Origin of the sequence: Oribacterium sp. P9, assembly GCF_046365365.1 — a bacterium.
Taxonomy (GTDB): domain Bacteria; phylum Bacillota; class Clostridia; order Lachnospirales; family Lachnospiraceae; genus Oribacterium.
Map to the genome: position 1 here is coordinate 21551 of NZ_JBKEIS010000016.1, position 22945 is coordinate 44495.

Genomic DNA, 22945 nt, shown 5'->3' on the forward strand with positions numbered 1-22945 from the left:
TGATGAGCAAGACAACGACAGAAATGCAGCTCGTTGATATCAATAAGCTGATCCCCTATGTAAATAATGCTCGTACCCACAACGCACAGCAGATCAACAAGCTCCGTTCTTCCCTCCGGGAGTTCGGCTTTATCAATCCCGTAATTATTGACCGGGACTTCAATGTGATCGCTGGTCATGGCAGAATCATGGCGGCGAAGGAAGAAGGCATCAACGAGGTGCCTTGTGTGTTCGTGGATTATCTGACGGAGGCGCAGAAAAAAGCGTACATCCTCGCAGACAACCGTATGGCAATGGATGCCGGATGGGATGAGGAGCTTCTGAAGGTGGAGATTGAAGCTCTCCAAGCAGAAGATTTCGATTTAAGTCTGACGGGTTTCGATGAATCGGAGCTGGCAGGCTTTTTTGATACTGCTGATGATGCGAAAGACGATGATTTCGATGTGGATGCGGAGTTGGAAAAGCCGCCTGTCACAAAAAGCGGTGACCTGTGGCTGCTCGGAAATCACAGACTTCTCTGCGGTGACAGCACCAAGGAAGAGAGTTACACCTTGCTCATGAACGGCAAGAAAGCCAACCTTGTGGTAACGGATCCTCCGTATAATGTGAATTATCAGGGCACCGCAGGCAAGATCAAGAACGATAACCTGGAAAATGACAAGTTCTATCAGTTCCTTTTCGATGCTTTCACCTGCATGGAAAAAGCAATGGCAGACGATGCCAGTATCTATGTGTTTCACGCAGATACGGAAGGCTTGAATTTCAGAAAAGCATTTGCAGACGCAGGTTTTTATCTGTCCGGCACCTGCATCTGGAAGAAGCAGAGTCTTGTTCTCGGCAGAAGTCCTTATCAGTGGCAGCATGAGCCTTGTCTGTTCGGATGGAAGAAGAACGGCAAGCATCAGTGGTATTCCGACCGCAAGCAGACCACCATCTGGGAGTTTGATAAGCCGAAGAAAAACGGTGACCATCCGACCATGAAGCCTGTTCCTCTGCTTGCCTATCCGATTAAGAATTCCAGCATGAGCAACTGCATCGTGCTTGACCCGTTCGGCGGCAGCGGCAGTACACTCATTGCCTGTGAGCAGACCAACCGAATCTGCCACACCATTGAGCTGGACGAGAAATACTGCGATGTTATCGTGAAACGCTATATCGAGCAGGTCGGCACTGCGGAAAATGTATCTGTGGTGCGTGACGGCAAGACCATCCGTTTTGATGACCTGGAGGTACATGCCGATGGAGAATAAAAACTTAACACTTGGAAGTCTGTTCGATGGCAGCGGCGGCTTTCCATTAGGCGGCTTGATTTCCGGCATTACCCCTTTGTGGGCATCGGAGATCGAGCCGTTTCCTATTCGTGTCACTACCAAACGCCTGCCGCAGATGAAACACTACGGTGATGTGTCGGCACAAAATGGTGCTGACCTCCCGCCTGTGGACATCATCACCTTCGGCAGTCCCTGTCAGGATATGTCGGTGGCAGGAAAGCGTAGCGGCCTTGACGGAGAGCGTTCTTCGCTTTTCTATCAGGCGGTGCGGATTGTGAAAGAAATGAGGTGCAAAACCAATGGCAAGTATCCAAGATTTGTGGTCTGGGAAAACGTCCAGGGAGCGTTCTCGTCTAACAAAGGCGAAGACTTCCGGGCAGTCCTCAGCTCACTGTGCAAAATCAAAAGAGAAGACTATGCTGTGCCTGAACTTCCAAACGGAAAATGGGACAATGCAGGCTGCATCATGGGAGAGGATTTCTCCCTCGCATGGCGGCTGTTCGATGCGCAGTATTGGGGAGTTCCCCAACGCAGAAAACGCATCTACCTTGTCGCAGATCTTGATGGCGGGAGTGCCGGAAAAATATTATTTGAGTCCGAAGGCGTGTCAGGGTATACTCCGCAGGGCTTCCGTTCGTGGCAAGGAACTGCCGGAAGTGCTGAAGAAAGCGTTGGAGCGTCAAGCCTGTGCTTAAACGACCAGGGCGGTCAGCGGATGGATGTGACAGAGGATTTTACCGCAACGCTGCGTGCGGCATCCAACCATCCTCCGCTTGTGTTTGAAAACCACAGTCAGGACACCCGGTACAAGGGACCGCTTGCTGTGGCACAGACGGTTTCTTCAACCTATGGGATGGGCGGCAACAATCAGCCGTTTGTGTTGGAAACACCAAAGACGCTGAAAATCCGTTCCGGCTGTGAGGGCGGCGGCAAGGGAGCTTTAGTTCAGAACAATCTGTCAGCCACACTTGCCTGCAATAACGACCAGACAGTGTTTGTACCGAAGTGCTACGGTATCTGCTCCAAAGACAGCAATTCCATGAAATCAGACAATCCGCACAGCGGTTTCTATGAAGCAGAAACGAGCCGATGTCTGGATGCCAACGGCGGCAATCCGTCATGCAATCAGGGCGGCATGGCTGTGGTGGCGGTGCAGGGTTTCATGATCGGCAGAGCCGAGAAGAATGGTCCTCAGGGCAGCGGCATCGGAGAAGATGTCAGTTTTACGCTTAATACGGCAGACCGCCATGCGGTGGCATTTTCGCAGGAAGCCTATGACAAATATGTGGAAAACGATACGGGCAGTTCTCTTCGTGCAAGCGGTGGAATGTACGGCGGCGGTTCAGAAACCCTCGTCTACAGCACGAGCAAAAACTCCTACCATACAGAAGCGGAAGAAAATCTGGCGAATACGCTGGTGGCTACCGATTACAAAGACCCACCGACCGTAGCGGAAGAACCGCAGTACATTATCCGCAGGCTTACCCCAACGGAATGTGCAAGGCTGCAGGGATTCCCGGATTGGTGGTGCGATGATATCGGTACGGAGAATCCGACCGAAGAAGATATTGCATACTGGTCTGAGGTTTTTGAAACCCACAGAAAAATCATGGGGACTTCTACGAAGCCAAAGACGGAAAAGCAGATCATCAAATGGCTGAAAGACCCGTATTCCGATGCGGCGGAGTATAAAATGTGGGGAAATGGTGTGGCACTTCCGAATGTCTGCTTTGTACTGGCGGGCATTGTGTACTACTCACAGTTTCCACCATTTTTGCTTTGAGTTATTCTACACCGAAAACCCCACAGAATCCTTGCTATTTATCGGCTTCAGAGTGATATATGTATTACCGAAAAAACAAGGAGGTATCCATGATGAGAATTGAATTTAACAGAACAGGAGCAGAGCGAAAAGAACTGGTCAAAGCGATTTCAGAAATTACGGGAGCTGCGGCGGTATACAAGTTTATGCCGACCTGTGCATATGAAATCGACTGCTTTACCGTCACCAAGGACGGCGCACTGGAGTTTGATGACCGGGCGGACAGCGAGGAGATTGAAACTTTGCTGGAGCAACTTGCCGAGCGTGGCTTTGCTGCTACAGAAATGCCCGACACTGCCGCCGACAACGGCGAGGAAGAAGCCGCCGAGAAAGCATCCGAGGACGCGGCTGTCGAGCCACAGGGCGAAAGCGTAGGGCTTACGGTGGCGATTCCGCTTGACAAGGTCGCAGTAGGCAACCTTACAAAGCTCCTTGATGCCAAAGGCAGCCTGATTAAAAAGGCACTGGGCATCGCAGAACTTCCGATAGAAATTGGCGAAGATGCGGTTTCCTTCCCTTGGTTTTCACTCAGCCTAGATTTGGACTCAGCGAAAGCCTATACCGACTTCATTGCCGCACTGTGCAGGATGAGCAAGGAGCAGAAACGCATCAATGCCACCGAAAAGGACGTCACCAATGAGAAATACGCATTCCGATGCTTTCTCCTGCGGCTTGGCTTTATCGGCGCAGAGTACAAGGCAGACCGAAAGATCCTGCTGAAAAATCTGACAGGCAGCAGCGCATTCAAAACAGTGAAGGAGGCGGCAGACGATGAGGTTTCCGAGTAAAGAGATTGTGGAGCAGGTACGCAGACAATACCCGGTTGGAACCAGAGTGGAGCTTGTAGAGATGGACGATGTTCAGGCACCGCCCATCGGCATCCAGGGAACGGTGACTGGTGTGGATGATACCGGCAGCCTCCTGGTGGACTGGGATAATGGTTCTGGCCTCAATGTAATCAACGGTGTGGACCGCGTGAAGAAGCTGTAAAATACACAGTTTTCTCATCCATATAGCAGCTAATTTTTGGTACATATATTGTCCGTAATCCGCTTGCTATTATGTGCTTTCAGAGTGATATATGTACTACCAAAAGAAAACAAGGAGGCACACACCATGATGAACATTTTTGAAGAAGCTTACAGAGGAATTCAGGAAGCAAAAAAGGCTTACGCCGCAGCAACTAACACGGCTGAGCAGGATGCAGCAAGAGCCATTTACAAGCAGGCAACCGCAAAGCTTGATGGCTTAAGCAGCGCAGAGAAGCACATCTGGAACGCTTATGAAACCGCCAAGGACTGCGGCAACGAGTACATCGACCTGAATGACACCATCCGTGATGACGCAGTCGAAGGCCTGGTAGCCTGCATGAAGGAATACGGTATTGAAACCTTCACCTTCTCTTCCACATGGAGCAGCGCAGTTGAAACCGCATGGCTTTTCCAGAAAGCCGGATGCACCTTGGCTGGACTCATTGAGATCAACAGCCAGCACAAAGCCTTCATGAGCGATGAGTATGAAAAGGCACACGGATACCTTTTCAAGCTGAACTAAGGAGGGCAAAACCATGTGGGCAGAAGGAAGCATCAAGGTTCAGAACAGCATTTTCCATTACTGGGTCAAGCACTACGAAGAGCCGAGCGAAAACTACGGCATTGACGGCGGCAGGATTTCCAAGCTGATGTTAAAGCGTGACGGCAAAATCACCTACAGCTACGACAGAGGGCTGGACATCGCCCCAACCGACAAAGCAACTGAGACGGCACTTGCCATTTTGATGAAGGAATACAACTGAAGCAGAAGACTCCCGAAGAACCGCCCGCAAGGGTGTGTTCCTCGTTATACGATACAGTTCGATGGTCGCAGCAATGCGGCTTATTTTTATGCCCGGAGGTGAGATTTTGAGAAAACTGAAGAAATACACACCCACAAAATTCAAAGCCGAGGACAGCACCTACGATAAGGATGCCGCCGATTTTGCGGTGATGTTCATCGAAAGTCTGTGCCACACCAAGGGTACATGGGCAGGAAAGAAATTTGAACTCATCGACTGGCAGGAGCAGATCATTCGTGACCTGTTCGGTACGCTGAAACCGAACGGCTACCGGCAGTTCAACACTGCATATGTGGAAATTCCAAAGAAACAGGGTAAGTCAGAGCTTGCGGCAGCTGTGGCACTTTTGCTTTGCTGCGGTGACGGAGAGGAACGAGCCGAGGTCTATGGCTGTGCTGCCGACCGACAGCAGGCCACTATTGTGTTTGATGTGGCGGCGGATATGGTGCGGATGTGTCCGGCTCTAAACAAGCGCGTGAAAATCCTTGCATCGCAGAAGCGGATTATTTATACACCGACCAACAGCTTCTATCAGGTGCTTTCGGCAGAAGCCTACTCCAAGCATGGCTTCAATATTCATGGCGTGGTCTTTGATGAGCTCCACACACAGCCAAACCGAAAGCTCTTTGATGTTATGACCAAAGGTTCCGGCGATGCAAGAATGCAGCCGCTGTACTTTCTGATTACGACAGCCGGAACGGATACCAACAGCATATGCTACGAAACGCATCAGAAAGCAAAGGATATTCTGGACGGACGAAAGATTGATCCTACTTTTTATCCTGTGATCTACGGTGCGGATGATTCGGACGATTGGACAGACCCAAAGGTGTGGAGAAAAGCCAATCCGAGCCTGGATATCACAGTTGGTATCGATAAAGTTGAAGCTGCCTGCAACTCGGCAAAGCAGAATCCCGGCGAGGAGAATTCCTTCCGACAGCTGCGTCTGAACCAGTGGGTCAAGCAGGCAGTCCGATGGATGCCGATGGAAAAATGGGATGCGTGTGCGTTCCCAGTGGATGAGGATGAACTGGAAGGGCGTGTCTGCTACGGCGGTCTTGACCTTTCGTCCACAACGGACATTACAGCCTTTGTGCTGGTGTTCCCTCCGCTGGACGAGGATGATAAATACATCGTTCTTCCGTACTTTTGGGTGCCGGAGGAAACTCTTGACCTTCGTGTCAGACGTGACCATGTTCCCTACGATGTGTGGGAGCGAAAGGGCTATGTGCAGACCACGGAAGGAAATGTGGTGCATTACGGCTACATCGAGAAATTCATCGAGCGTCTTGGTGAACGGTTCAATATCCGGGAGATTGCCTTTGACCGCTGGGGTGCTGTGCAGATGGTGCAGAACCTTGAGGGCATGGGATTTACAGTCGTTCCGTTCGGACAGGGATTTAAGGATATGTCCCCTCCGACCAAAGAGCTGATGAAGCTGGTGCTTGAAAAACGCATCGCCCACGGTGGTCATCCGGTACTTCGGTGGATGATGGACAACATCTACATCCGTACTGACCCGGCAGGCAACATCAAGGCGGATAAGGAAAAGTCAACAGAAAAGATAGACGGTGCTGTGGCAACGATTATGGCACTAGACCGAGCAATCCGTTGTGGAAATGATGCAGGCGAAAGCGTGTATGACACAAGAGGATTGCTTGTTTTTTGAGGTGATGAAATGCTGACAATAATTTTGATTGGGCTGGTTGTTTTCAAAGAAGGCATTAACCAGGGAATAGGAGGTCTGTATGGGGATTTTTAGCGGATTATTTCGGAGCAGAGATGCTCCCAAGGACAGTACAGCTGGCAGTGCCTACCGCTTTTTCATGGGCGGCAGCAGCTCCGGCAAACAGGTAAATGAACGCTCTGCCATGCAGATGACAGCGGTGTATTCCTGTGTGCGAATTCTGTCGGAAGCAGTCGCAGGACTGCCCCTTCATCTTTATAGATACACCGATGGCGGCAGCAAGGAAAAGGCAATTGACCATCCGCTGTATTTTGTGCTGCATGATGAGCCAAATCCGGAAATGACAAGTTTCGTGTTCCGAGAAACGCTCATGACGCACTTGCTTCTCTGGGGCAATGCTTACGCACAGATCATCCGAAACGGCAAGGGCGAGGTCGTGGCTCTGTATCCACTGATGCCCAACCGCATGATGGTGGACAGGGATGATAAAGGACGCCTTTATTACGAATATCAGACCTCGTCTGATGAAGCGAAGACCACCAAGGGAGGCACCGTTCGGTTGAAACCAAGCGACGTTCTCCATGTTCCCGGTCTTGGCTTTGACGGTCTTGTCGGTTATTCACCCATCGCTATGGCAAAGAACGCCATCGGTCTTGCAATTGCAGCCGAGGAATATGGCAGTAAGTTCTATGCCAACGGTGCTGCACCGAGCGGTGTATTAGAGCATCCGGGAACGCTGAAAGATCCGTCCAAGGTGCGTGACAGCTGGACACAGACCTTCGGCGGCAGCGGAAATGCTCACAAGATTGCTGTGCTGGAAGAGGGAATGAAGTACACGCCGATTTCCATTTCGCCCAACGAAGCGCAGTTTTTAGAAACCAGAAAATTTCAGATCAATGAAATCGCTCGAATTTTCAGAGTGCCGCCGCATATGGTCGGTGACCTTGAAAAGTCGAGCTTTTCTAATATTGAGCAGCAGTCGCTGGAATTCGTGAAATACACACTGGAGCCCTGGCTTGTACGATGGGAGCAGTCACTGGCGAGGGTGCTGATTTCTCCAAGTGACAAATCTCAGTATTTCATCAAGTTCAATGTGGACGGTCTGCTTCGCGGTGATTATCAGAGCCGCATGAACGGTTACGCCACAGCAAGGCAGAACGGCTGGATGTCAGCAAATGACATTCGTGAGCTTGAGAACCTTGACCGCATCCCTGCCGAGGACGGCGGTGACCTTTATCTCATCAACGGCAATATGACAAAGCTGGCAGACGCGGGCATCTTCGCCGCCAGCGGAAAGGAGAACAATTCCGATGAAGAAGTTCTGGAACTGGAAAAACAAGACGGTGACGAATCAGGAGACGCAGACGGAAACAATGGAACGAACTCTGTTCCTGAACGGCACCATCGCAGAGGAAAGCTGGTTTGACGATGATGTCACACCACAGCTGTTTAAGAATGAGTTGAATAGCGGCAGCGGTGATATTACCGTCTGGATCAATTCACCTGGCGGTGACTGCGTGGCAGCGGCACAAATCTACAATATGCTCATGGACTACAAGGGCAATGTGACCGTTAAGATTGACGGCATCGCCGCCAGTGCCGCGTCCGTCATTGCGATGGCAGGCACAAAGGTGCTGGTATCCCCGGTGTCCATGCTCATGATTCATAATCCGGCAACAGTAGCCTTCGGTGACTCTTCGGAGATGCAGAAGGCTATTTCTATGCTTGATGAAGTGAAAGAGTCCATCATCAATGCCTATGAAATCAAGACTGGCATGAGCCGGGCAAAGCTGTCCCGCCTTATGGACGCTGAAACCTGGATGGACGCAAACAGCGCGGTGGAGATGGGATTTGCGGATGAAATCATGCAGAGAAATACAGCTGATGCTGTGGAAGCACCGCAGGTCAGCAATGTGTATTCCCGTACTGCCGTCACCAATCATCTCATGGATAAGATCGCTGCCAAGTGCAGAATCGAACAGAAATCCGAAACTAAGACCAATGCCGATTCCTTGATGGAACGGCTCGAGTTAATCAAGAACTGGAGGTAATTTATTATGACGATCAATGAACTTCGTGAAGCACGCAACAAGGCATGGCAGGGTGCAAAGGCATTTGTGGAGAGCAAGCGTGACAAGGACGGTCTGCTTTCTGCGGAGGATGCCGCTGCCTATGCCGACATGGAAAAGAAAATCAAGGACTACAGTGCCGAGATTGAGCGCATGGAGCAGATGGAAGCATTGGAGAACGAGCTTTCCAAGCCGGTGAATACGCCTATTGTGGCAAAGCCGATGACCGCGGACGGCAAGGAAAAGCCGAAAACCGGTCGTGCGTCCGATGAATACCGCGAGGGTATGCTGAAAGCACTCCGCAGCAACTTCAAGCAGGTTTCCAATATTCTGCAGGAAGGTGTGGACGCTGACGGCGGCTACCTTGTGCCGGAGGAGTATGACAGCCGACTGATCGATGTTCTTACCGAAGAGAACATCATGAGAAGCCTGGGTCACATCATCACGACTTCCGGTGAGCATAAGATCAACATCGCAGCTACCAAGCCTGCGGCGGCATGGATCGAGGAAGGCGGTGCGCTCACCTTTGGTGACGCAACCTTCAGTCAGGTCCTTCTGGATGCCCACAAGCTTCATGTTGCTATCAAGGTGACGGAGGAGCTTCTCTACGACAATGCGTTCGGTCTGGAAAACTATATCATCACCGAGTTCGGCAAGGCACTCGCCAATGCCGAGGAGGATGCGTTCCTCAACGGTGACGGCTCCGGCAAGCCGACCGGCCTTTTCGCTGCGACCGGCGGCGGTACAGTGGCAGGTACGCTTTCTACTGCCATCAAGTCGGATGATATGCTTGACCTGGTATACGCTCTTAAGCGTCCGTACCGCAAGAACGCAAGTTTCATCATGAACGATAAGACACTGGCACAGCTCCGCAAGCTGAAGGACAACAACGGTGCCTACATCTGGCAGCCGTCCTATCAGGCAGGTGAGCCGGACAAGGTGCTGGGCTACGCTGTTCATACCTCTGCGTATGCGCCGGAGAATGCCATTGCTTTCGGTGATTACAGCTACTACAACATCGGTGACCGCGGCACCCGTTCCTTTAAGCAGCTCAACGAACTGTTCGCTGGCAACGGCATGATTGGCTATGTAGCCAAGGAGCGTGTCGATGGCAAGCTGATCCTGCCGGAAGCAGTGCAGATTCTGAAGCTCAAGAACGACTGATTTTATACGGCACAGCTCTAAACAACGGAGCTGTGCCTAATCTTTTGATTCGAGGTGGTGATAGATATGATTGTATCTTTGGACGAGATGAAACAGTATCTGCGTCTGGATTTCCCGGACGATGATGAGTTTCTTTCAAATGCTCTGCAGTCGGCAGAAACGCTCTGCGCAGATGTGGCAAGGCTCTCCGCAGAGGACTTTGTCAAAGAGCCTGTGGCAAAGATTGCTGTCATGTATGCGGTGGCATATTTCTATGAGCATCGGGAAGACGCAGACCATCACGATTTGACCATGTCGCTCCGTTCACTGCTGTTTGGCATCCGCAGGGAGGGATTCTGATGAATGTGGCTCTTTTGAATGTGCGGATTACCGTACAGAAAAATGAAGTAGTGGTGGATAGCATCGGCAACCATAAAAATGTGTGGTCGGACTGGTATTCCTGCTATGCGACCGTAAGTTCCGAATCTCCGAATGAAGATACCGATGCCGGAATGATCGTGGATAACAGCAAGATGGACTTTACGATTCGCTGGTGCCGAAATGCTGCAGAGATCACTTCTGATAAGTACAAAGTGGTCTATAACGGCATCACCTACAACATCCTTGGCGTCGACCACATGAACTTCAAGAAGAAATCCATCAAGCTGAAATGCCAGAAAGTGAGGCGGTGAGCATGGCATCTGACAGAGTACCGATTGACCGTATGGCATCGGCTATTATGGAAGGCTTGCAGGAATATACTGACCTTGCCACAGATGATCTGAAAAAAGCAGTAAAGAAAGCTGGCAAATCCGTAAAGGATGAAATCTCGCAGACCGCTCCTAAGGACACTGGCAAATATGCAAAGAGCTGGGCGGTCAAAACGGTAAAGGAAACCTCCAACTCGCTGGATGTGGTGGTGCATTCTAAAAACCGATACCAGATCGCTCATCTTCTGGAGCATGGTCATGCCAAGCGCGGCGGTGGTCGAGTTGCCGCAAGACCACATATTGCACCTGCGGAAGAAAAGGCGGTGCAGACCTTGGAGTCCGAAGTAGAAAAAGCACTGGGAGGATAATCAATGGAGAAAATCATAGCTATTTTTGAAGAAATCGGACTTCCCTTTGCGTATGACCACTTTGCAGAGGGTGAGAGTCCGGACCCACCGTTTATTTGTTATATGTTTCCAAAAAGCGACAACTTCTCTGCTGACGGCAGGGTCTATTACAAGATAAATGAGATCCATATCGAGCTATATACCGACTGCAAGGACTTGTCGGCAGAACAGAGGGTTGAAGCTGTGCTGGATGAGCATGGCATTTTTTATGAGAAATCCGAGGTGTGGATTGAGTCGGAGAAGTTATATGAAGTCCTGTACACATTTGAAATGGAGGTAAACTGATATGGCCAAGAAAAATAAGGTGAAATTCAATATCTGCAATGTGCATTATGCTTTGCAGACCATCGGTGACAACGGCGATGTGTCCTTTGACACTCCTGTCCCGATGCCCGGTGCGGTATCCCTTTCCCTGGATGCAAACGGTGAGCCGAGCAACTTCTATGCAGACGGCTACGCTTATTACACCATCAGCAACAACATGGGTTATGAGGGTGATCTGGAGCTTGCGTTGATTCCTGAATCCTTCCGTACCGATGTACTGAAAGAAACGCTGGATACCAACAAGGTACTGGTGGAGAACGCCAATGTGGAAACGGCAAACTTCGCATTACTGTTCGAGTTTGACGGTGATGTGAAGAAAATTCGCCATGTGCTGTATAACTGTGCGGCAAGCCGTCCGTCTATCGAATCCCAGACCAACGAGGATGAGATTGAGGTACAGACGGAAACTCTGTCGGTCAAGGCTACTCCGCTGGCAAGCGGCTATGTGAAAGCCAAGACCGGGGATGATACCACAGAAAAGACTTATGCGGACTGGTACAAAGCTGTATATCTTCCTGCGGCGGCCACAGAAGCCACATCGGATGTATCTGAGCAAAGCACCAAGTCCACCGCAAAGGCAGTGAAGGAGTGATAAATCATGAGTATGATTCAGAAAATTGAAATTGACGGAAAGCAGGTGCCGTTTAAGGCATCTGCGGCGATTCCTCGTATTTACCGTATTAAGTTTCATCGGGACATTTATAAAGACTTGGATGCACTCGGCAAGGCAGTGGGCAATGGCGATGCTGAAAACTCCCGCCTGGATATGTTCTCTCTTGAAATGTTCGAGAACATCGCTTATGTGATGGCAAAGCACGCAGACCCGTCTATCCCTGACTCCCCAGAGGAATGGCTGGATGAATTCAGCACCTTTTCCATTTACCAGGTGCTGCCGAAGATCATCGAGCTGTGGGGACTCAATGTACAGACGGATGTTTCTTCAAAAAAAAACTTCGCCCAACTGACCGAAAAATGACAACACCGTTATTTCTGCTCCGCTGCGTACAGCTTGGCATTTCTATTCGTGACCTGGATCTGCTCACGATAGGAATGGTCAACGATATGTACGCAGAAAGCGGAAATGATGAGTATAAAGGATATTCGCAGATGGCTACGCAAAAAGACTTCGATTTATTTTAACGCTCGGCAGCAATGCCGGGCAATTTTTATGCCCATTTTGCAGAGAGGAGGTACGCTATGGCGGCAGGCAGAATCAAGGGTATCACTGTTGAAATCGGCGGTGATACGACCAAACTACAGACAGCCTTAAAGGGTGTCAATTCGGAAATTAAGAATACCCAGGCACAGCTGAAGGATGTCGAAAAGCTCTTAAAGCTTGACCCAGGCAATACGGAGCTGCTTGCACAGAAGCAGAAGCTTCTCTCGGATGCGGTATCCGAAACCAAGGACAAGCTGACTACCCTAAAGACAGCGGCAGAACAAGCAAACACTGCACTTGCCAATGGTGATATCTCGCAGGAACAATATGATGCCCTGCAGAGGGAAATCATCGAAACCGAGCAAGACCTCAAAAAGCTGGAGGAACAGGCAAAGCAGTCCGATGCCGCACTGCAGAAGATTGCTGCAAACGGTGAAAAACTGAAAACGGTCGGAGACAACATTTCTTCTGCCGGACAGAAGATGCTCCCCGTTACTGCGGCGGTCACTGGACTTGGAACAGCAGCTGTCACCACAGCGGCAAACTTTGAATCGTCCATGTCGCAGGTTCAGGCAACGATGGGAATCACCAAAGATTCCATGTCTACAGTCGATGGTCAGTCGGTCAATACGATGGACACGCTGTCGGAGCTTGCCAAGAAAATGGGATCTGAAACCGCATTCTCTGCAAAGGAATGTGCGGATGCTCTGAACTATTTGGCTCTTGCTGGATACGACACCCAGCATATGTGTGACACCTTGCCCACCGTCTTAAACCTTGCCGCCGCAGGCGATATTGACCTTGCGTCTGCATCGGATATGGTAACAGATGCCATGTCTGCACTTGGTATGGGTGTGAATGAATCCACGAAGATGGTTGACCAGATGGCAAAGACCGCCTCGTCCACCAACACCTCGGTGGCACAGCTTGGCGAAGGTATCCTGACCATCGGCGCAACGGCAAAGTCCATCAAGGGCGGTACGGCAGAGCTGAACACTGCTCTTGGCATCCTTGCCAACAATGGTATCAAAGGTGCTGAAGGCGGTACCCATCTGCGAAATGTGATTCTGTCTTTGCAGAATCCAACCGACAAAGCGGCGGCGCAGATGGACGCCTTGGGAGTTTCTGTTTATGACTCTAATGGAAATATGCGCTCCCTCAACGATATCCTCGGTGACCTCAATAAGAGCATGGATGGCATGACCTCGGCGGATAAAGCCAACATTATCGCCACCATTTTCAATAAGACCGACCTTGCATCGGTCAATGCACTGCTTGCCAACACCGGCGATACCTGGGACAGCCTGCAAAGCTCTATCACCAACAGCGCCGGATCCGCACAGCAGATGGCGGATACTCAGTTGGATAACCTGCAGGGACAGATCACTATCCTGAAATCTGCTCTTGAGGGGCTTGCCATATCTTTTGGTGAGCTTTTGATGCCCGCCATCAAGCAGATTGTCGGCTGGGTGCAAAAGTTCGTGGACTGGCTCAACGGCATGGACGAAGGCACAAAGAAAGTGGTCGTAACGGTTGCACTGCTTGCCGCGGCTCTGGGACCTGTGCTCATCGTGATTGGCAAGGTAATCTCTGCGGTTGGTACGATTATGACGGTCGTTCCGAAAATTGCAAGTGCCATCAGCGCAGTGAAAACAGCATTTGCGGCTCTGAATGTCACGATGCTTGCTAATCCTATCGTTCTCATCATCGCAGCCATTACCGCACTGGTGGCGGCTTTTATTTATCTCTGGAACACGAACGAGGGATTCCGGCAGTTTTGGATCGATTTGTGGGAAGGTATCAAACAGGCGGTCATTACAGCCTGGAATGCGATTACATCCTTCCTCTCAACTGCTTGGGAGAGCATTCTTTCTTTGGCACAGACGGTCTGGGGAGCAATTTCTGGCTTTTTCTCTACGCTGTGGGAAGGCATAAAGGGCGTGTTCACCTCCGCTTGGGAAGCTATCAGCGGAGTCATGACTACCATCTGGAACACGATTACTTCCATCTGGCAAAGCATTTACGACACGATTTCGCCGCTTTTGGAAGCATTCCGATATCTGTTTGAAACGATATTTGAAGCAATCCGCATTCTGATAGAACGGGCATTAACCGCAATATCACAGAAAATCAGTGAGATTTGGAATGGCATCGTGGCCTTCCTTACTCCGATTCTGGAAACCATCAAAAACATTTTCCAGACGGCTTGGACAGCAATTCAGGGCGTTATTACTACGGTGCTGACTGCAATAAAAAATGTGGTAACCACCATATGGAATGCCATCAAAACTGCTGTAACAACGGTACTGAATGCCATCAAGAGCGTGGTTTCTTCCGTATGGAACAGCATCAAATCTGTGGTTTCCACAGTGATGAATGCTATCAAAAGTACGGTTACAAGCATCTGGAACAATGTGAAAACCGCCATCGGAAGCACTATCGGACAGATTTACAATGTGATCCATTCCGGATTTGAAAAAGCGGTCGGTTATGTGAAGGGACTGGCATCTCAGGCATTTAACTGGGGCAAAGACCTCGTTATGGGCATCGTTAACGGCATCAAGTCCTGCATCAGTGCAGTCACCGATGCGGTAACAGGCGTGGCAAATAAGATTCGTTCAGTCCTGCACTTCTCTGTGCCGGATGAGGGACCGCTGACAGACTACGAGAGTTGGATGCCGGACTTTATGCAGGGACTTGCCAAAGGCATCGAACAGAGCAAAGGTCTGGTAGCCAAGGCAATGGATGGTGTTGCGGCTAATATGGTGATCAATCCGCAGATTGGCAGAATGGAGACGGCAACTGCGGCAGTGTCCGCAGGTACAGCTGATACACTCTCCGGCATTACGATGGCAATTCGTGAGGGACTGTCGCAGATGAATAATCAAAGCGGCGATATTGTTATTCCTGTGTACCTCGGCGGCACGCTGCTGGACGAGGTCATTGTCAATGCCCAGCAGAGGGCAAATCTTAGAAGCGGAGGTCGGTAACGATGGCATTTATGCAGTATTTGAATTTCGACGGCACTGACCTTCCTCTGCCGGATTCCTACGATATCGACCTTTCCGATGTTGAAGCAGATTCCAGCGGAGAAACAGAAGCCGGAACTACGCAGAGGGATGTGGTGAGAAGCGGTGTGGTAAAAATCGCAGTGTCCTTTTCAGTGTCACCTGTGTGGCTTAAAAAGCTGACGACATATTCCAAACTGCCGAAAATTACTGTTCTTTACTTTGATACTGAAGATTTGGCGCAGAAAGAAACAGAAATGTACATCAGCGGATTTAAGGCGAAGCTCAAAAAGGACACATCCTACAAGGGACTATGGACAGTGAGCTTTACCCTGAACGAATTTTAATGGAGGTGGCGCTGTGTATCCAGTATCGGATGCCTTTATGCAGGCAATCAAAAGCAACACAAGAAAATATTACTGGACCGGCACAATCACCACCAGTGATAAGAAAACCTATGAATTTGGAAATGAGGATATCGTAAAAGGCAGCGGATATATTTCAAGACAGTGCTGCGGGAGCTCTGAAATTGAACTTGGCTCTGTGTATGCCGCAGAGCTTGGCATCAGCCTGTTTTGTGATATCGACCGATACACCCTGGACGGCGCTGAAATCGAGATTTGGTTCCATCTGCTGCTTGACGATGACAGTACGGAGAGCATTCCGATGGGTGTGTTCTATGTGGCCGAAGCCAATCGCCGTATCAAAACACTGGAGCTGAAAGCCTATGATGGAATGCTGAACCTGGATAAATCCTTTAATAAAGGCCTTTCCAGTGCAGCTCCCTATGAATTTCTTTCTCTGTTATCGAAGGCATGCCATGTGGAGCTTGCGCAAACAAAGGAAGAAATCGAAGCCCTGCCGAATGGCACGGAGCTGCTTGGTATCTATCAGGATAATGACATCGAATCGTGGCGTGATTTTCTCTATTACCTTGCCCAGACGCTTGGCTGCTTTGCAGCCATTGATCGTTATGGAAAGCTCTGTCTGACCTCTTACGGGAGCACGCCGGTCATGGCCATTGATATTCGTCATCGGTTCAGCAGCAGCTTTTCCGATTTCGTTACTCGCTACACAGCGGTCAGCTCTACCAACAAAAAGACGGAAACAGCAGAATACTATGCCAAAGATCCGGATGATGGACTGACGATGAATCTTGGCGTGAATCCGCTTCTGCAGTTTGGCTTGGAAGAAACGAGGAAACGAATCATTAACACGATTCTCGATGTGGTTTCGTCTGTAGAGTATGTACCCTTTGATTCAGAAACCATCGGCAATCCTGCACTGGACCTGGGAGATGTACTTCGCTTTACCGGCGGCCATGCAGATGAAACCAAGCAATCTGCAATCACTTCTATCTATACGAAAATCAATGGAAAGCAAACTGTGAAATGCGTCGGCAAAAATCCAAGGCTTGCTGCAGCAAAAAGTAAGAACGACAAAAACATCAGTGGACTGATCAGCTCCATTGGCGAAACGAAGCTCAGCATCTACACCTTCACCAATGCCCTGGCACTGGATGCCGGAGAAGAAAGGCTGTCCATTATCAACATGGAGTTTGCATCCGGTGATGAGACCAATGCTGAATTTCATGCCCAGGCGATCATGGAAGTGGAAAGCAATCCTGATACCCGGATGCTTACTGCAGAAACAACCATTGATCTCGGAACAACCACAGATGACGAGGGAAACGAAGTTGAAAACAAGAAGGTGATTTCTTTTCCGCTTTCCTGGAACGAGGATGGGAAAACTACACTTTCCGTTTTCTATGTGCTGGATGGTCATGAGGTTGAGGAATTCCACCCGAAGGAATCCTGGCTCAGCGGCAAGCATCTCCTGACGCTCTATTACCCGATCATCGGCCTTACGGCAAATCAGCTTCATACCTTCGAGGTGCTGATTTCCATGCAAAATGGAACCGGGCATATCGAGGCACAAAATATCATGGCGACCATCACCGGACAGGGACTTGGTGTGCAGGAACGCTGGGATGGACGAATCACGGCAGACGATACCCTGAAGAAGATTCTTCTTTCCTCTATGCCTACACATACGCTGCATGACACGGTTACGGTACATTTCCTTGCTCCGAAAAAGACAGGATTAAACGACCACATGGCATCTATCTCCTTAACCGGAATGCCGATACGGTCCATGAAAGACTCGCTTCGCCTCTTTGCACCGATTGTACATGATGTGGTAGAAACCGCTGATAAAAAGAAGATGCATTACCAAAAGGAATATGTCCTTGATGATGAGGAATTCAAGCTTCGAAAAGAGTATGCCCTCTCTGGAAATAACAATGTCCGCCTTGATCGTGGCCGGATGCTGAAGCTTGTAATTCCAACAGGACACTTCGATAGCTTGACCGATCTGACGATCCGGCCATTTGACACGCTTCCTTTTATCAATATGAAGGTTTTGTATGCTGCTGACCTTCCGCTGAATAGCTTTACTGAGATTACCGATGGTGCCGTAAAGCTGAAGAAATCCTTCAACACACGCATTTCCGGACAGGATCAGGAGATCGACCGGGGACGGCTTGCTGCATTTTCACTTGGGCTTCAGAACATGACCGAAATAACAGAACTGGAGGTAAGTAATGTTTGATTATGGAACTATCGATGATCTTTTAAAGAGCACAGAGCACATGGAGATCCTTCGAAATAATTCTCTGCAGGATGATGGCACCGATACCGTGAAAGGCGTTGACTGGTTTCAGTACAAAGGAAAAACAGCCTCTACTCTTTACGTCAGCGGCAACTCCTGGATCGGCTTTGGTGAGAATACGGAGCAGCTGAAAATCGTCCGCAGGGATACCGATCTTATGACACTTCGAAGAGAAGAAGGCACGGTCTGGGGAACCTTCAAGTTCCTTCATATCCGCTGGGAAGGCTACTCCGTACACGGCAATCGAATCGATGCCACTCGGATGGTCTGGGATGCAATTCTTTTCGATACCGGAGAAATCTGTGTCTCCTTTGACACCATCCCAACCAACAGCAGTTACCTGGCAGATTCCAGTCTGGTTACCGGGGATGGAACGATTCCCTTTACGGCCCTTACCGGAAAGATCATCTCTTTTAAACCAAAGGACGAATCCGGAAATGGCTTTGAATATGTGGATCATGCGCCTGCTTTTCTTGATCCATACAATCGAAGGTATCTCATTTCGGATGCCGATGGCGCACTGTATACCGTAGGAGAAAATGCTCTTATTAAACTGGAGGAAACCAACCTCACAGCAGAGCTTTTTGAGACGCGTGGTGTACAGGATATCCCGGATGGAAAGCTTCTCATCACGCTGCATGATCCAACCATTCTTTACTGGCATGATTCCGAGAATATCTTCCCGGACATGAAGGTAAGCTACACAGGAGTACCAATTCCACAGGTGCTTTATTCCGAAAACATCGATATGTCAGATTCCACGATTCTTGGCATTGAAAAGGTAACGGCTGACTGCTCGGACGAGGTGCTGTTTGCTGTCTCCTTTGATGATGGAGCAAGCTGGTGGAGCTGCATCAATGCAGTGTGGGCAAAGCTGTCCGAGGAGAAATCCGGAATGTTGAAGATTGCTCTCGAAGCCATCAGTGTGGATTCCTGGGCGGAGAAAGCAACTACCGGACAGCTAAAATATCGCTTTATCATCAGCGGTGCAAATGGCTTTGTCAGATCCATCACAACCGACTATTTGAATACGGAGGAATAACGATGCTGAAAGGAAAAAGTGTAATCGAACTTACAGATGTCCATACCGGCAAAAAAGAATGCTATGAAGACACAAACCTGGTGACGGAAGCCGCGATGGATGTTCTAAACTGCAACATTAAAGGAATGCTTTATAACAACACCGCATTTAATGGATCCAATGGGGATGATTGGATGCTTCCGCTTAAGAAAAATATCATGGGCGGCATCCTGTTGTATCAGAATGCACTTGAAGAACGAGCAGACAATATCTACGCTCCGCTGAATAATCCGCTGATCGGCTATGCTTCGGATGATGCCAATAATACAGAGGATATCCGGCGAGGCAGTCGGAATCTCACCGAGAGCAAGGAAGTGGATGGCGGGTACCGCTTTGTCTGGGACTTTGCTACTTCACAGGCAAATGGAACGATTTCTGCTATCTGCCTTTCCAATACGCTGGCCGGAAAAGGAACTCAGTATGCCGGTAACTACATGGTCAGAATTGGTTACTGGTCAACAAATGTTCAGGATAAATATAAGCCTTACTGCATGCGCGGAAACAAGCGCGTTTATATTGGTGAAGGTTATCGCCTGGAAATGACCACTTACAATAACTCTACGCAGGCCACGCTTCGAAAGATTCATGATGATTATCTTCATGCAGCGCTCGTTGATCGGCCGCTGACAAGAATGATCACAGAGGCCGATGAGGAAACCACGATTGAGCTGAACCATTACCCTTCCTACTGCCGCTACATTGGAGGACAGAAGGATGGAACGGAGGAACCATATAACGATAATTCTGAAATCTGGAACTACCTGTATCATGGCGCTGATGGAAAATGGTATGGATTAGTCAGGCGAGAAAATCGTAAATATAGTCACACCAGCGGCAACACGGATTACTACACTCACCTGGATTACGAGTGGTACATGGACTGTATTGATGGCAATAAATGCACCACGCAGAAAATCGTAGCTCCAAGTGGAATCAATGAATTCTACAGCTTTGGTATGAGCGGAAAATGGCTCATGTGCTATACGGGCAATCAGGTGTATCGCATTGATACCACAAACGTTGCAAACATTGAGCTGGTACCGAATATCACCTATGTCTCGTCAACCATGTGGACCTATATCGTAGATGATGACATCGTGATCAACGGCTGGTATTTTCTGAACGGCGAGCCAAAGCTCTATGTACGAGATGCGCCAGATGCAAGCTACGCATCCTGGGGAAGAAATCAGATGGCACGGTATAAAACATATGCACTTCGCGAATGGATTTTTCGGTCGAATGTCTACAGTCTGTACCGGGAGCTGTTCTTGATTACTCCCTACCTTGCCACCATCAATAATCTCGGCACTCCGGTCATCAAGACCGCAGATAAGACCATGAAAATCACATACATCATTACAGAGGAATGATGGAAATCTACGCTAATCAACAGGTCCCAAATAAGCATCATAGTTATTAAAGAACCCTGGGTCGAAGGCTTCGAGTGTTTCTTCAAGAGTCTCTTTATTAGAGAGCGTATGAAGAATCGTTTCGGGCTTTTTCTTTTTGCTCCAAAGTACGATAAGTGCCAACACATGGTTTCTGCCATCGAGGTAACCAATATTATATGCATTTTCTAATGCGTTCATTATAAAACCCTCCGTATCCGAAGATAGCATAGAACACGGAACGAGGCCCGTCCATTCACTGGACGGTATAGAAGTATATATCTGTAATAAAGTTAGGCTCTTTGCACTGAAAAATGTGCAAGGAGCTTTTTTAAAGGAGGAACAACATCATGAAAGAATTCTGGAACACGATTCAATTTGTATTTGCGGCAGTCGGAGGTTGGCTTGGCTACTTCCTTGGCGGCTGTGACGGTCTGCTTTACGCACTGCTTGCCTTTGTGGTGATCGACTATATCACCGGGGTAATGTGTGCCATTGCTGACAAGAACCTCTCCAGCGAGGTCGGCTTCAAGGGCATCTGCCGAAAGGTGCTCATCTTCCTGCTGGTCGGAATTGCAAACGTCCTTGATGTGCAGGTCATCGGTACCGGCAGTGTGCTTCGTACAGCTGTGATCTTTTTCTATATTTCCAATGAAGGTGTGAGCCTTCTGGAGAACGCAGCTCATCTTGGCCTGCCTGTTCCGGAGAAAATCAAAATCGTATTAGAGCAACTCCACGACAGAGCGGAAAGCGAGGATAAGTAATATGGAATATACAAATAGTTCTCTGGTGTCCTACACCAAGCTTAGTCCAAACCACTCCGGGCAGCGTACACACAGCATTGACCGCATCACGCCGCACTGCGTGGTAGGTCAGCTTTCCTGCGAGAGCATCTGTGGATGCTTTACCAGTCCGTCCAGACAGGCAAGCTGTAATTACGGCATTGGCAAAGACGGCAGAGTTTCGCTCTGCGTGGAGGAGAAGAACCGCAGCTGGTGTTCTTCTTCCAACGGCAATGACCAGCGTGCCGTCACCATCGAGTGCGCCAGCGATATGTCTGAGCCGTATGCGATGAACAGCATAGTTTACGATTCCCTCGTAAAGCTCTGCACCGACATCTGTAAGCGAAACGGAAAGAAAAAGCTCCTGTGGCTTGATGACAAGACGAAAACGCTGAACTACACACCGAAGTCTGATGAGATGGTGCTGACGGTGCATCGGTGGTTTGCGAATAAAAGCTGCCCCGGCAACTGGCTCTATGCAAGGCTTGGTGATCTGGCGGCGAAGGTAACAGCCAATCTTGGCAGCGGCACTGTTACACCATTTGCTCCGTCAACGGGATTTTATCGTGTGCGTAAGTCCTGGGCAGATGTAAAGTCGCAGAAGGGCGCATTCAAGAACCTGGATAATGCCAAAAAATGTGCCGACAATAACAACGGTTATGCCGTTTTTGATGCTAACGGCAAGCAGATCTATCCTGCGGCTGCGGCAAAGAAATCTGTGGACACCATTGCTCGTGAAGTGATTCAGGGCAAATGGGGAAACGGAGCAGAGAGAAAGCAGAAGCTGACAGCGGCAGGCTATGATTATTCTGCGATGCAGAAGCGTGTCAATGAACTGCTCAGATAACTGAATAAGTGCACAGCAGCAATGCCCATCGAGGAGTTGATTCCTTGGTGGGCATTATTTTTTGGCCTTTCAGTTCTTAAAGCGTGACCTTTTGTCCTTTCACCAGTAGAGGGCAGACAACACGATACGCACCCTCGGAACGGAGGTCACAGCATGACAGAATCACAGAAACAGCAGATCATATCCTTTCGCAGACAGGGTATCGGATATTTGAAAATAGCACAGGAACTTGGCATTTCACAGAATACGGTAAAGTCATACTGCCGCAGGAATAATTTGACAAAGCCGACTGAGATTACAGAAATTCCAAAACAGGCAAACGAAACGGAGCATTTCTGTCTGCAGTGCGGTGTGGCAGTGCCGCAGGACAGCAAACGAAAGCTGAAAAAGTTCTGCTCAGATCAATGTCGTATGAAGTGGTGGAATTCTCACCGGGAGCTGGTTCAGCATAAAAAAGCCGCAGAGACGGAATGCCCAAACTGTCATAAACGCTTTGCAGCTGTCAGCGGCAGAAAATACTGCTCCCACAGCTGTTATATTGCTCATAGATTTGGTGGCGGCGATGAGTAAAGAACGGATGACGAGAGAAAAGCTGTATCAGACTACCATGAGCATAGCAAGAAAGATGCTGAAAAACAGCCTGATATCGAAGGAAGAATACGCCGTAATTGATACAAAAATGCAGGAAAAATACCAGCCAACTTTGGGTACATTATTTGCCGACATTGACTTGCTATAACCGG

26 protein-coding genes are annotated in these 22945 nt (G+C 49.3%); 25 read left to right on the forward strand and 1 reads right to left on the reverse strand.

Going from position 1 to position 22945, the window contains the following annotated elements; all coding sequences use genetic code 11:
• Positions 1–2 precede the first annotated feature (2 nt).
• From ACK8P7_RS09030 to ACK8P7_RS09130, 21 genes are all read left to right on the forward strand, one after another.
• Positions 3–1250 (forward strand): site-specific DNA-methyltransferase, encoded by a 1248-nt coding sequence (locus ACK8P7_RS09030; protein WP_410043884.1) that lies wholly within the window; start codon positions 3–5, stop codon positions 1248–1250.
• On the forward strand, positions 1240–3054 hold the full coding sequence (dcm, locus tag ACK8P7_RS09035; protein ID WP_410043885.1) for a DNA (cytosine-5-)-methyltransferase: 1815 nt from the start codon (positions 1240–1242) through the stop codon (positions 3052–3054). The genes ACK8P7_RS09030 and dcm overlap by 11 nt, the downstream gene beginning before the upstream one ends.
• 92 nt (positions 3055–3146) lie before the next feature.
• On the forward strand, positions 3147–3881 hold the full coding sequence (locus tag ACK8P7_RS09040) for a virulence protein (RefSeq protein WP_410043914.1): 735 nt from the start codon (positions 3147–3149) through the stop codon (positions 3879–3881).
• Positions 3865–4083: a DUF4314 domain-containing protein gene (locus ACK8P7_RS09045; protein WP_410043886.1), complete on the forward strand. Its 219-nt coding sequence runs from the start codon at positions 3865–3867 to the stop codon at positions 4081–4083. Before ACK8P7_RS09040 ends, ACK8P7_RS09045 begins: the two co-directional genes overlap by 17 nt.
• 126 nt (positions 4084–4209) lie before the next feature.
• On the forward strand, positions 4210–4647 hold the full coding sequence (locus ACK8P7_RS09050) for a hypothetical protein (protein ID WP_410043887.1): 438 nt from the start codon (positions 4210–4212) through the stop codon (positions 4645–4647).
• Positions 4648–4660: 13 nt separating this feature from the next.
• Positions 4661–4888, forward strand: coding sequence for a hypothetical protein (locus tag ACK8P7_RS09055; RefSeq protein WP_410043888.1), 228 nt, complete (start codon positions 4661–4663; stop codon positions 4886–4888).
• A 106-nt stretch (positions 4889–4994) separates the two neighbouring features.
• Positions 4995–6596: a terminase large subunit gene (locus ACK8P7_RS09060; RefSeq protein WP_410043889.1), complete on the forward strand. Its 1602-nt coding sequence runs from the start codon at positions 4995–4997 to the stop codon at positions 6594–6596.
• Positions 6597–6675: 79 nt separating this feature from the next.
• Entirely contained in the window at positions 6676–8040 is a 1365-nt protein-coding gene (locus ACK8P7_RS09065; RefSeq protein WP_410043890.1) for a phage portal protein, read from the forward strand.
• Entirely contained in the window at positions 7925–8665 is a 741-nt protein-coding gene (locus tag ACK8P7_RS09070) for a head maturation protease, ClpP-related (RefSeq protein WP_410043891.1), read from the forward strand. Before ACK8P7_RS09065 ends, ACK8P7_RS09070 begins: the two co-directional genes overlap by 116 nt.
• Positions 8666–8671: 6 nt before the next feature.
• Positions 8672–9847: a phage major capsid protein gene (locus ACK8P7_RS09075; protein ID WP_410043892.1), complete on the forward strand. Its 1176-nt coding sequence runs from the start codon at positions 8672–8674 to the stop codon at positions 9845–9847.
• Between the two features lie 66 nt (positions 9848–9913).
• Complete coding sequence (locus tag ACK8P7_RS09080) at positions 9914–10186, forward strand: head-tail connector protein (protein ID WP_410043893.1); 273 nt, start codon at positions 9914–9916, stop codon at positions 10184–10186.
• On the forward strand, positions 10186–10518 hold the full coding sequence (locus ACK8P7_RS09085; RefSeq protein ID WP_410043894.1) for a phage head closure protein: 333 nt from the start codon (positions 10186–10188) through the stop codon (positions 10516–10518). Before ACK8P7_RS09080 ends, ACK8P7_RS09085 begins: the two co-directional genes overlap by 1 nt.
• Positions 10519–10520: 2 nt before the next feature.
• Positions 10521–10904, forward strand: a complete 384-nt coding sequence (locus ACK8P7_RS09090) for an HK97 gp10 family phage protein (protein ID WP_410043895.1) — start codon at positions 10521–10523, stop codon at positions 10902–10904.
• A 3-nt stretch (positions 10905–10907) separates the two neighbouring features.
• On the forward strand, positions 10908–11228 hold the full coding sequence (locus ACK8P7_RS09095; RefSeq protein ID WP_410043896.1) for a hypothetical protein: 321 nt from the start codon (positions 10908–10910) through the stop codon (positions 11226–11228).
• Position 11229: 1 nt separating this feature from the next.
• On the forward strand, positions 11230–11859 hold the full coding sequence (locus ACK8P7_RS09100) for a major tail protein (RefSeq protein ID WP_410043897.1): 630 nt from the start codon (positions 11230–11232) through the stop codon (positions 11857–11859).
• A 6-nt stretch (positions 11860–11865) separates the two neighbouring features.
• Positions 11866–12243 (forward strand): hypothetical protein, encoded by a 378-nt coding sequence (locus ACK8P7_RS09105; protein WP_410043898.1) that lies wholly within the window; start codon positions 11866–11868, stop codon positions 12241–12243.
• A 221-nt stretch (positions 12244–12464) separates the two neighbouring features.
• Positions 12465–15416: a phage tail tape measure protein gene (locus ACK8P7_RS09110; RefSeq protein ID WP_410043899.1), complete on the forward strand. Its 2952-nt coding sequence runs from the start codon at positions 12465–12467 to the stop codon at positions 15414–15416.
• 2 nt (positions 15417–15418) lie between these two features.
• Positions 15419–15781 carry a hypothetical protein gene (locus ACK8P7_RS09115; protein ID WP_410043900.1) on the forward strand — a complete coding sequence of 121 codons (363 nt, stop codon included), beginning with the start codon at positions 15419–15421 and terminating at the stop codon, positions 15779–15781.
• 37 nt (positions 15782–15818) lie between these two features.
• Positions 15819–18044: a hypothetical protein gene (locus tag ACK8P7_RS09120; protein WP_410043901.1), complete on the forward strand. Its 2226-nt coding sequence runs from the start codon at positions 15819–15821 to the stop codon at positions 18042–18044.
• A complete protein-coding gene (locus tag ACK8P7_RS09125) occupies positions 18037–19146 on the forward strand; it encodes a hypothetical protein (protein WP_410043902.1) in 1110 nt (369 codons plus the stop codon). The genes ACK8P7_RS09120 and ACK8P7_RS09125 overlap by 8 nt, the downstream gene beginning before the upstream one ends.
• Before the next feature lie 2 nt (positions 19147–19148).
• Positions 19149–20555, forward strand: coding sequence for a hypothetical protein (locus ACK8P7_RS09130; RefSeq protein ID WP_410043903.1), 1407 nt, complete (start codon positions 19149–19151; stop codon positions 20553–20555).
• Positions 20556–20567: 12 nt separating this feature from the next.
• On the opposite strand, the gene ACK8P7_RS09135 is transcribed toward ACK8P7_RS09130, so the two are convergent.
• Positions 20568–20774 carry a hypothetical protein gene (locus tag ACK8P7_RS09135; protein WP_410043904.1) on the reverse strand — a complete coding sequence of 69 codons (207 nt, stop codon included), beginning with the start codon at positions 20772–20774 and terminating at the stop codon, positions 20568–20570.
• A 149-nt stretch (positions 20775–20923) separates the two neighbouring features.
• Between ACK8P7_RS09135 and ACK8P7_RS09140 the strand changes: the two genes are divergently transcribed.
• The 4 genes from ACK8P7_RS09140 to ACK8P7_RS09155 all read left to right on the forward strand — a co-directional run bounded on the left by ACK8P7_RS09140 (position 20924) and on the right by ACK8P7_RS09155 (position 22941).
• Complete coding sequence (locus ACK8P7_RS09140; protein ID WP_147610210.1) at positions 20924–21337, forward strand: holin family protein; 414 nt, start codon at positions 20924–20926, stop codon at positions 21335–21337.
• 1 nt (position 21338) lies between these two features.
• Positions 21339–22202, forward strand: a complete 864-nt coding sequence (locus ACK8P7_RS09145) for an N-acetylmuramoyl-L-alanine amidase (protein WP_410043905.1) — start codon at positions 21339–21341, stop codon at positions 22200–22202.
• A gap of 153 nt (positions 22203–22355) precedes the next feature.
• A complete protein-coding gene (locus ACK8P7_RS09150; protein WP_410043906.1) occupies positions 22356–22772 on the forward strand; it encodes a terminase gpP N-terminus-related DNA-binding protein in 417 nt (138 codons plus the stop codon).
• Positions 22765–22941 (forward strand): SHOCT domain-containing protein, encoded by a 177-nt coding sequence (locus tag ACK8P7_RS09155; RefSeq protein ID WP_410043907.1) that lies wholly within the window; start codon positions 22765–22767, stop codon positions 22939–22941. The genes ACK8P7_RS09150 and ACK8P7_RS09155 overlap by 8 nt, the downstream gene beginning before the upstream one ends.
• Positions 22942–22945 lie beyond the last annotated feature (4 nt).

What these genes read in the sequence shown, in the direction of transcription:
- ACK8P7_RS09030 (WP_410043884.1), top strand. Translation starts at nt 3, where the DNA reads ATGAGCAAGACAACGACAGAAATGCAGCTCGTTGATATCAATAAGCTG.
- dcm (WP_410043885.1), top strand. Translation starts at nt 1,240, where the DNA reads ATGGAGAATAAAAACTTAACACTTGGAAGTCTGTTCGATGGCAGCGGC.
- ACK8P7_RS09040 (WP_410043914.1), top strand. Translation starts at nt 3,147, where the DNA reads ATGAGAATTGAATTTAACAGAACAGGAGCAGAGCGAAAAGAACTGGTC.
- ACK8P7_RS09045 (WP_410043886.1), top strand. Translation starts at nt 3,865, where the DNA reads ATGAGGTTTCCGAGTAAAGAGATTGTGGAGCAGGTACGCAGACAATAC.
- ACK8P7_RS09050 (WP_410043887.1), top strand. Translation starts at nt 4,210, where the DNA reads ATGATGAACATTTTTGAAGAAGCTTACAGAGGAATTCAGGAAGCAAAA.
- ACK8P7_RS09055 (WP_410043888.1), top strand. Translation starts at nt 4,661, where the DNA reads ATGTGGGCAGAAGGAAGCATCAAGGTTCAGAACAGCATTTTCCATTAC.
- ACK8P7_RS09065 (WP_410043890.1), top strand. Translation starts at nt 6,676, where the DNA reads ATGGGGATTTTTAGCGGATTATTTCGGAGCAGAGATGCTCCCAAGGAC.
- ACK8P7_RS09070 (WP_410043891.1), top strand. Translation starts at nt 7,925, where the DNA reads ATGAAGAAGTTCTGGAACTGGAAAAACAAGACGGTGACGAATCAGGAG.
- ACK8P7_RS09075 (WP_410043892.1), top strand. Translation starts at nt 8,672, where the DNA reads ATGACGATCAATGAACTTCGTGAAGCACGCAACAAGGCATGGCAGGGT.
- ACK8P7_RS09080 (WP_410043893.1), top strand. Translation starts at nt 9,914, where the DNA reads ATGATTGTATCTTTGGACGAGATGAAACAGTATCTGCGTCTGGATTTC.
- ACK8P7_RS09085 (WP_410043894.1), top strand. Translation starts at nt 10,186, where the DNA reads ATGAATGTGGCTCTTTTGAATGTGCGGATTACCGTACAGAAAAATGAA.
- ACK8P7_RS09090 (WP_410043895.1), top strand. Translation starts at nt 10,521, where the DNA reads ATGGCATCTGACAGAGTACCGATTGACCGTATGGCATCGGCTATTATG.
- ACK8P7_RS09095 (WP_410043896.1), top strand. Translation starts at nt 10,908, where the DNA reads ATGGAGAAAATCATAGCTATTTTTGAAGAAATCGGACTTCCCTTTGCG.
- ACK8P7_RS09100 (WP_410043897.1), top strand. Translation starts at nt 11,230, where the DNA reads ATGGCCAAGAAAAATAAGGTGAAATTCAATATCTGCAATGTGCATTAT.
- ACK8P7_RS09105 (WP_410043898.1), top strand. Translation starts at nt 11,866, where the DNA reads ATGAGTATGATTCAGAAAATTGAAATTGACGGAAAGCAGGTGCCGTTT.
- ACK8P7_RS09110 (WP_410043899.1), top strand. Translation starts at nt 12,465, where the DNA reads ATGGCGGCAGGCAGAATCAAGGGTATCACTGTTGAAATCGGCGGTGAT.
- ACK8P7_RS09115 (WP_410043900.1), top strand. Translation starts at nt 15,419, where the DNA reads ATGGCATTTATGCAGTATTTGAATTTCGACGGCACTGACCTTCCTCTG.
- ACK8P7_RS09120 (WP_410043901.1), top strand. Translation starts at nt 15,819, where the DNA reads ATGCAGGCAATCAAAAGCAACACAAGAAAATATTACTGGACCGGCACA.
- ACK8P7_RS09125 (WP_410043902.1), top strand. Translation starts at nt 18,037, where the DNA reads ATGTTTGATTATGGAACTATCGATGATCTTTTAAAGAGCACAGAGCAC.
- ACK8P7_RS09130 (WP_410043903.1), top strand. Translation starts at nt 19,149, where the DNA reads ATGCTGAAAGGAAAAAGTGTAATCGAACTTACAGATGTCCATACCGGC.
- ACK8P7_RS09135 (WP_410043904.1), bottom strand. Translation starts at nt 20,774, where the DNA reads ATGAACGCATTAGAAAATGCATATAATATTGGTTACCTCGATGGCAGA.
- ACK8P7_RS09140 (WP_147610210.1), top strand. Translation starts at nt 20,924, where the DNA reads ATGAAAGAATTCTGGAACACGATTCAATTTGTATTTGCGGCAGTCGGA.
- ACK8P7_RS09145 (WP_410043905.1), top strand. Translation starts at nt 21,339, where the DNA reads ATGGAATATACAAATAGTTCTCTGGTGTCCTACACCAAGCTTAGTCCA.
- ACK8P7_RS09150 (WP_410043906.1), top strand. Translation starts at nt 22,356, where the DNA reads ATGACAGAATCACAGAAACAGCAGATCATATCCTTTCGCAGACAGGGT.
- ACK8P7_RS09155 (WP_410043907.1), top strand. Translation starts at nt 22,765, where the DNA reads ATGAGTAAAGAACGGATGACGAGAGAAAAGCTGTATCAGACTACCATG.